Annotated in this window: 8 protein-coding genes; 4 read left to right on the top strand and 4 right to left on the bottom strand. The window is 37.4% G+C overall.

What is annotated here, in order from left to right:
- Positions 1 to 66: 66 nt before the first annotated feature.
- The 3 genes from Rain11_RS13300 to Rain11_RS13290 all read right to left on the bottom strand — a co-directional run bounded on the left by Rain11_RS13300 (position 67) and on the right by Rain11_RS13290 (position 3,133).
- Positions 67 to 426 (bottom strand): SDR family NAD(P)-dependent oxidoreductase, encoded by a 360-nt coding sequence (locus Rain11_RS13300; RefSeq protein WP_207764459.1) that lies wholly within the window; start codon positions 424 to 426, stop codon positions 67 to 69.
- Between the two features lie 88 nt (positions 427 to 514).
- Positions 515 to 1,771, bottom strand: a complete 1,257-nt coding sequence (gene hutI, locus Rain11_RS13295) for an imidazolonepropionase (RefSeq protein WP_101359859.1) — start codon at positions 1,769 to 1,771, stop codon at positions 515 to 517.
- A 12-nt stretch (positions 1,772 to 1,783) separates the two neighbouring features.
- Positions 1,784 to 3,133 carry a saccharopine dehydrogenase C-terminal domain-containing protein gene (locus Rain11_RS13290; protein WP_101359861.1) on the bottom strand — a complete coding sequence of 450 codons (1,350 nt, stop codon included), beginning with the start codon at positions 3,131 to 3,133 and terminating at the stop codon, positions 1,784 to 1,786.
- 111 nt (positions 3,134 to 3,244) lie between these two features.
- Between Rain11_RS13290 and Rain11_RS13285 the strand changes: the two genes are divergently transcribed.
- The 4 genes from Rain11_RS13285 to Rain11_RS13270 all read left to right on the top strand — a co-directional run bounded on the left by Rain11_RS13285 (position 3,245) and on the right by Rain11_RS13270 (position 6,663).
- A complete protein-coding gene (locus Rain11_RS13285) occupies positions 3,245 to 3,640 on the top strand; it encodes a hypothetical protein (protein WP_101359858.1) in 396 nt (131 codons plus the stop codon).
- Between the two features lie 87 nt (positions 3,641 to 3,727).
- Entirely contained in the window at positions 3,728 to 5,056 is a 1,329-nt protein-coding gene (locus Rain11_RS13280; protein ID WP_101359857.1) for an FAD-dependent oxidoreductase, read from the top strand.
- A gap of 144 nt (positions 5,057 to 5,200) precedes the next feature.
- Entirely contained in the window at positions 5,201 to 5,608 is a 408-nt protein-coding gene (locus Rain11_RS13275; RefSeq protein ID WP_101359856.1) for a hypothetical protein, read from the top strand.
- A 260-nt stretch (positions 5,609 to 5,868) separates the two neighbouring features.
- Positions 5,869 to 6,663, top strand: coding sequence for a 3-hydroxybutyrate dehydrogenase (locus Rain11_RS13270; protein ID WP_101359855.1), 795 nt, complete (start codon positions 5,869 to 5,871; stop codon positions 6,661 to 6,663).
- A gap of 57 nt (positions 6,664 to 6,720) precedes the next feature.
- Here Rain11_RS13270 and Rain11_RS13265 read toward each other — a convergent pair whose 3' ends face one another.
- Positions 6,721 to 7,254: a hypothetical protein gene (locus tag Rain11_RS13265; protein ID WP_133121598.1), complete on the bottom strand. Its 534-nt coding sequence runs from the start codon at positions 7,252 to 7,254 to the stop codon at positions 6,721 to 6,723.
- Between the last annotated feature and the right edge of the window lie 470 nt (positions 7,255 to 7,724).

Genomic DNA, 7,724 nt, shown 5'->3' with positions numbered 1-7,724 from the left:
TGTCCTAACGGGCGTAGAGAGTTCTCTTTTTTTAGGTATGGTTTCCTGTTTTTGCAATATTGCCTCTTAAATGATACCCAATATCCACAACTTGTAAAAACTATTCAACTTTTGTCGGAGGACTAAATCCGTTTGAATAAACTGATTAAGTTCCTTTACTTGCGTTTCCTCATATAAATCTGCCCTAAAAATACTAACCCGACAAGCCTTCTTTTCCAATTCATTTTTCAAAAATACAAGTTTTTCTTCGCTTCTTGCTACCAAAACTAAATGCACTCCTGAAACAGCCAGCAGATAAGCCGTTGCCTCCCCTATTCCGAAAGTTGCACCAGTAATAAGAATAGTTTTCCCTTGAATGGCTTTTTCAAGACGCTTTTGGTTAATTTTTGAGGTAGGAAACAATATTTTTTCCAATAACCGCTTCAAATCCACTTTAATAAGGTTTGATACACTTTCTTAAATTATTTGCGTTCAAAAAGGTCAAAGGCTCAAGCGTTTGAGATATACGAATTATCTATTTATTAGCTACTTCAAACTCCACAAATTTATCATTTTTCCAAACTATAATAGGCTTCATTTGTCCTTGCCAATAGAGAATTTCTCGGTAATCTTTGGTAGGGAAAATAGCAATATCGGCAGAAAATCCATTTTGCAACCTTCCTTTACTATGATGCAAGTTTAAGGCTTTTGCGGCACGAAAAGTAATGCCCGCCAAAGTTTCAGCAGTAGAAAGTTTCTGACTCGCGGCAAGCACCGAAGCCTGCAAAAGCAAATCGCCCATAGGAGCAGAACCCGGATTCCAATCGGTAGAAATGGCTACACAAGCCCCAACATCAAGCAACTGACGGGTAGGGGCAAAATTCATTCCCAAACCCAAAGAGGCACCGGGCAAAACAACTGCAACCGTTTCGCTTTTAGCAAGCATTTGTATTTCAATATCTTGGCTTGCCTCCAAATGGTCAGCACTGAGGGCGTTCAATTCCACTGCCAAACGACTTCCACCCGTAGTGAATTGGTCTGCGTGAATGGTAAGTTCAAAACCTAAATTTTTCGCTTTTAGCAAATAATCCTTTGCTATCTGATACGGAAAAGCCGTTTCCTCTACAAATATATCAATTCGCTTGCAAAGGTTTTCTTGTAATAAAATGGGCAGTAAATCATTTGCCAAATGTTCTAAATAAGCACTTTTATCTGAAAATTCAGGGGGTAAAGTATGAGCCGCAAGGCAGGTTGGGACAAGGTCGGCAGTGGTCAGCAAAGAAGCCCGCTGAATAGCACGCAAAATTTTCAGTTCCTCCTCTACCGAAAGCCCATAACCCGATTTCACTTCAATAGTGGTAACCCCTTGCCTCAACAAAAAATCAGCCCTTTGACGAGTATTTGCAATAAGCTCATTTTCAGTAGCCTGACGCGTTTTGCGAACAGAATCTAAAATTCCACCACCAGCTTTAGCAATATTCAGATAACTTTCGCCTGCAATACGTAAAGCGTAATCTTTTGCCCTATTGCCCGCAAAAGCAATATGCGTATGACAATCTACAAAACCGGGCAAAGCAACTAAATCAGCATAAGGAAATTCTAAAATTTCAACCTCTTGATTATTAGCCTCTTTGGCTAATTGTTCAAAATTGCCTACTTTCTTAATTTTTCCGTTTTCAACCCAAATACCACCATTAGAAATAATTTCTAATGCCTCATCTTCTAACTTGCCTTTATCAGCAAGATTGCGAAGCGTAAGAATTTGCGAAAAAACGCCCAAAAGAACTTCCATTCAACACAAATTTTAATTCTGTTTTTCTATTACTTTTTCCTGAAAACGAATTCCAAATTCTGTAAGTTCTTGTAAGATAGGCTCATATATTTCTTTGGAAAGTGGCAGTAGCACTCCTCTTTCGCTGATTTTACCTTCCACAACCAATTTACAGGCTATTCCGAGTGGCAAACCAACGGTTTTTGCCATTGCCGTATGCAAGCTATTTTCACCTATCACTACAAGTTCAGAGACAATTTGCTTTTGGATTTTTGCTTGCTCAAAATCAAAAATATGTTGCATTACAATCATATCCTTGTCTTGAGGTTCTAAACGCCATTTTTGCTCCAAAATGAATTGTAAGATTTGAGCAGGGGTCGCCTCTTTGTGAGGATATTCAAGCGGTTTTTGAGAAAAAAGTTCTAAAAATTCAAATTTTTCTAAAATTTCTTGTTCTTGATTTTCAGGGATTTGTAAAGTTTCTAAAAATGTAGTTTGCAGTGAAGCATTGCGAGAAGGCAAAAATGTAGCAAGAAATTGAGCGTAAGTTAAATTTTTAGTAGGCAAAAGCGTTTGATTATCAGTCATTCCGAGTTGTACAAAACAATCCCAAGCTCGGCAGAAGCCCTGTTTGCGAAGCGTTCCACGCAGTAGTGTCTGTACTTTCTGCAAACCATAAGCCTGCTGATAGCTCAAAGAATCGCGATTGGCGTACCCTTCAAAAATACCATAGCCCTCAACCTTGCAAATTTCAATGCGTTTGAAAAGTTGCTGATAAGGAATGTATTTGATTTGCCCATTTTCCAAGTATTTGGCTACGCCCTGCCCTGCAAGCACCACATTCTGCGGATTCCAAGTAAATTTGTATTGCCACGGGTTGGTATCGTATTCAGGAGCAATCAGACCGCCCGTAAAAGATTTGAAACCTATAATTTTTCCCTTTTTTGCTCTGATATTATCCAAAATTTGCATCGCCGAAAGGTGGTCAATGCCAGGGTCTAAACCAATTTCATTCAAAAAAATCAAACCCTTTTCTTGTGCCTCTTGGTGCAGAGAAAGCATTTCAGCAGAAACATAAGACGCTGTAAGCAAGTGCTTTCGTTTTTTCAAACAAATACGAGCTACTGATGCGTGCAAAACAGGTGGAAGCAAAGAAATAATCACGTCATTTGTCGCTATGAGTTTTTCAGCCTCTTGGCTATTCTGCATATCAAAAGCAAAGGCTTTCAGATTGGGGTAAGGCTTGATTTTTTCTTGAACTAATACTTTTTGCTTATCTGCTACACTTACTTGCCATTTATATTTTTTAGCATTTTCAGCCAAATATTTGATAAGCGTAGAAGCTGAACGCCCCGCTCCAAGAAGTAAAATTTTGTGATTCATAAACTTTTGCATTGTTTGCGTTGCAAAGTAGCACAAAATTTTACAATTTTCAGAAAAAAAAGTATTTTGGCGAGAAATTTTATATTTTTGAGGCATAAAAAATAGTCTGAAATGCTTGGAAAATTTATTTTAAAACTCGTTGTAATATCTTTTATACTTATTTTTTCAGGTTGTGCTATTGGCTTTCGTTCGGGAATGATGAATGCTAAATACCCAACAGATGTTTTTTGGGATAAAGAAGAGCCTAAACGCCCTTACGAAGTGCTTGGTGATGTAAAAATGCAAAAGGAAAGTTACTATGCCCCCGAAAAAAAACGTAAAAAACAATATTACGGCGATTTGCCTAAAGGTTATAGTTACGATGAAAAGGAAGTAATGATTTTTTTTCTTTCTCAAAAAGCCAAAGAAATGGGAGCTGATGCGATTATGAACCTAAATTATCAAGTTTTTGTAAGCCAAACCAAATACGGCTACGACTTGAAAGCTGTGGCTATCAAATATAAATAAAATTAAGGCTTAAAAATAAAAAGATATTCAAAGAGGAAACTCTGACGTCTGATATCTAATTTTCTCATATCTAATGTCTAAAAAAATATGAAGGTTGCAATCATTGGCGGGGGGCTGGCGGGAAGTTTGCTTGCTGTGTATATGGCTCGCCGAAATTATGAAGTACACATTTTTGAAAAACGCCCTGATAGCCGAAAAGTAGGTTACGAAGGAGGACGCTCTATCAATTTAGCCCTTTCTCATAGAGGAATTAGAGCCTTAGAAGATTTGGGCGTAGCCGATGAAATCTTACCACTTGCTATTCGTATGCGTGGGCGTATGATACACGATTTGCAAGGCAGACAAACCTTTTTGCCGTATGGTAAAGATGAAAATGAATATATCAATTCTATTTCTCGTGGCGGCTTGAACGAAGCCCTGATGAACATCGCCGAAAGATACCCAAAAGTGAAATTCTATTTTGAATGTCCTTGTTTAGATATTGATTTTGAGCAAAATATTGTCTATTTTAAAGATTTCAACTTTCAGGCTGATGTCATTTTTGCAACAGATGGAGCTGGCTCCATTGTAAGGCAAAAAATGGTAGAAAGGGGTTTTTGCAAAGATAATACAGATTTTCTTGCTCACGGCTATAAAGAATTGGAAATTCCTGCGAGGTCTAATGGTGAATTTCTTTTAGATAAACATTCTTTGCACATTTGGGCAAGAGATTCATTTATGCTTATCGCTCTGCCTAATCTTAATGGAAGTTTTACGGTTACACTATTTTTACAAAATGAAGGTGAGGAGAGTTTTGCAACGCTCAATACGCCCTACAAAGCTCGTCAGTTTTTTCAAAAATATTTCCCTGATGCTTTGGCACTAATGCCTGATTTTGAGGTAGATTTTTTCCGAAATCCTGTGGGTTTGCTCGGAACGCTCAAAAGTTACCCTTGGAAAGCCCATAAAACATTGCTTTTAGGTGATGCCGCTCACGCCATTGTACCTTTTTACGGGCAAGGTATGAACGCCTCTTTTGAAGACTGCTACCTCTTGGACAAACTCATTGATGAGTACAATCAGGAATGGGAACAAATTTTTGAAGTCTATCAAAAACAACGCAAAAAAGATACTGACGCTATTGCAGATTTGGCTTTGGAAAATTTTATTGAGATGCGTGACAAAGTGAATGATGAGGATTTTCAAAGAATGCGAAAATTAGAGTATTTTTTAGAAAACAATTACCCCGACTATCATTCCAAATACTCAATGGTAACTTTCCACCCTGAAATTCCTTATTCGGTTGCACAAAAGCTCGGGAATAAACAAAATGAGTATCTTTTAGAACTTTGCCAGAAATACCAAGACATTCACGAAATTTCTCTGCAAGAAGCCTACGATAGCCTTAAAAACTTGCAAAAGCAAGTTCTGACTTAATTTTTTGAAAATTTCATCAAAAAACACTTGCTTCCATTAAAAAAAATTGTAGCTTGCAAAGTAGTTTGAAGTTTAAGGTTTGATATTTTTCATTTGAACCCTAACATTCGGAACTTTTCAATTTTTTTATGCTATTCCAAATTTATGAAACGCTGTAAGACCCAATTAGGCTATTTTGTTTTGAAAGAGTGTGGAGCAGTAGCAGTAGCACAATGCAATAGTTGTAAAGGTTATTTTTGTATAAAACATTTGCACGGAGAGTTAGAGGCTATCAAAGGCTTAGAACCCGATAAAGAAACGGGTATTGTCAAAACCAAGCCCGAAGAGCGTGAAATTCTGTGTGTGGAATGTTTTGCTAAAAGGCAAAAAGCGAAAGAAGTTGCTACCAGTACCACCAACTATGATGACTGGTTATGGTATTTTGTTATGAGAGATAGTTTTTACAGCCAAAGCCATTTCCGTCCTTTTTCTCATCAGGATAGCAGCAGAATGAAAGAAAAAAATGAAGAATTTACAGATGAAACCTCTGATGGTGGCTTTTTAGATAGCTAAAAAATAATTGTGCAATTCTAATTGTGTAATATGTAATAGGAAACAGGAAACAAGATACAAGAAACAGGATTTAAGAAAATAGAAAAAATATGAGATAAAGCCCTTAAAGACTTAAACTTCAAATCCTGAACTTTCTGAACATAAATAGCTACAAAACAAAATCTTATACAAATTTTGCCTTTCAAACCTTTGAACTCTAAACTTCTGAACCCTCACTTTTTAACGCAAATAGTTGTTTTAACCTTAAAACCCTCAATTCTATGGCAAATGGAAAAAATGCACTTGTAACAGGAAGCACCAGCGGTATAGGTTTAGGCATTGCCAAAGCCCTTGCACAAGCAGGCTACAATGTTATGTTTAATGGATTGGTACGCAATGATGAAGAACGCAACGCCGCCGAAAAAGTTGCCCAAGATGTAGCCAAGGAATATGGCGTAAAAACGCTTTTCAACCCTGCCAATATGATGAAAGGTGAAGAAATTAGGGCTATGATAGCCCAAGCAGAGCAAACTTGGGGCAGTGTTGATGTACTTGTAAATAATGCGGGTATTCAGTTCGTTTCTCCTATTGAAGATTTTCCCGAAGATAAATGGGATGCTATCATAGCCATTAACCTTACCGCCGCCTTTCATACCAGCAAAGCCGTATGGAAAGGAATGAAAGCTCGTGGTTGGGGCAGAATTATCAATATTACTTCGGCTCACGCTTTGCAAGCATCAGAGTTCAAATCGGCTTATGTAGCTTCCAAACACGGCGTTACAGGACTTACCAAAACGCTTGCTCTGGAAGGTGCTACCTGCGGAATTACTTGCAATGCTATCTGCCCGGGCTATGTACTTACCCCTTTGGTAGAAGGACAAATTCCTGACCAAATGAAAGCCCACAATATGAGCCGTGAGGAAGTTATCCAGAAAGTAATGCTCTACAAACACGCTATCAAGGATTTTGTTACCGTAGAACAAATCGGTGCTTTGGTGGTGTTTCTTGCCTCCGATGCCGCTAAACTCATTACAGGCGTTTCAATTCCTGTGGATGGGGGCTGGTCGGCTCAGTAAGTTTTATCCAAACCAAAGGGCAGTTTATCTGCCCTTTTTATTTTATGATTTTAGAGTTCAATCCCAGTGAGGGAAAATGACTATATTAACCACCAAATAATTAAAAGTGCAATTATTAGGATTATAGGGGTATAAAGCAACTTTTAGCGTTTTGTAGGCTTGCTCCATTCGGTATATTTCCTCTCGGGTCAATATCGTGTTTGGCTTCAACCTAAACTCTACTTCTAATATTCTAAGCGTTTCTGCAGAAGCTATTAATGTCAAATGTATCATATCTTTATTCTGCTTTAATTCCATCCTCCGTTCTTGCGAGAACAAAACTGGGTTTAATGCTACTAATTTATCTCCTATATCTTTGTATTTTACAGGAAACTCCGTATCTGAGCAATATCGCTCTACTTCCCGCACTCTCAAATAAACCCTATCAGAGTTAATAAGTTCTTGGTTAGAATTTCTAATTGAAATTCCATAAGTTGATTTATGTACAATATAAGTTTGTCCATTGGAAGTAAAAGAAGGAGTATCAAACTGACCTTGTGAGAAAGCCTGCAAACTAACCAAAAACAAGAACAATAGCAGTATTTTTTTCATAGATTTAGTAGATTAAACGTTGAGAACAATTACATTGATTAAATAGAAACAATAGCACATCGGGCTTTTGCTGACTACTATACGGCATTGAATAAGGGTGATTCGCCCCATACCACTCTGCCCACTTCTCCCTAAAAAGTGTGAATATGGTCCAATAGGCTTCAGTATCAGTTGTTAGCTCTTCCATAGTTTTAGGCAGTGAACTACCTGTTTGGGTTACATATTCTAAATAATTTTTAAATCTATTGTCATTTTGTGATTTTGGGAAAATACTATATGGTGAAAAATAGTGCTTATTCAGCCAGTCATACCTTATTCCGTCTTGCACAAAAATATTGTAAATACGTGAGTTAAGCGGCAATATCTTGAAAAAGTTCAAAATTTGTAAGTAGATTTTTTTCTTGAAAATCTCTAATAGTGGGCTTTTTATCTAGGAATTTGTAGGCAATAATTCCAGACCACAAATTGAC

The sequence above is a fragment of the Raineya orbicola genome, from assembly GCF_002843425.1.
Taxonomy (GTDB): domain Bacteria; phylum Bacteroidota; class Bacteroidia; order Cytophagales; family Thermonemataceae; genus Raineya; species Raineya orbicola.
The sequence above is the reverse complement of the archived record's forward strand: the minus strand, read 5'-3'. Positions and strand labels throughout refer to the sequence as shown.

Bases quoted from the DNA above. Each gene is read 5' to 3' on its own strand.
- Rain11_RS13280 (WP_101359857.1), top strand. From the start codon at position 3,728: ATGAAGGTTGCAATCATTGGCGGGGGGCTGGCGGGAAGTTTGCTTGCT.
- Rain11_RS13285 (WP_101359858.1), top strand. From the start codon at position 3,245: ATGCTTGGAAAATTTATTTTAAAACTCGTTGTAATATCTTTTATACTT.
- hutI (WP_101359859.1), bottom strand. From the start codon at position 1,771: ATGGAAGTTCTTTTGGGCGTTTTTTCGCAAATTCTTACGCTTCGCAAT.
- Rain11_RS13290 (WP_101359861.1), bottom strand. From the start codon at position 3,133: ATGAATCACAAAATTTTACTTCTTGGAGCGGGGCGTTCAGCTTCTACG.
- Rain11_RS13275 (WP_101359856.1), top strand. From the start codon at position 5,201: ATGAAACGCTGTAAGACCCAATTAGGCTATTTTGTTTTGAAAGAGTGT.
- Rain11_RS13270 (WP_101359855.1), top strand. From the start codon at position 5,869: ATGGCAAATGGAAAAAATGCACTTGTAACAGGAAGCACCAGCGGTATA.
- Rain11_RS13265 (WP_133121598.1), bottom strand. From the start codon at position 7,254: ATGAAAAAAATACTGCTATTGTTCTTGTTTTTGGTTAGTTTGCAGGCT.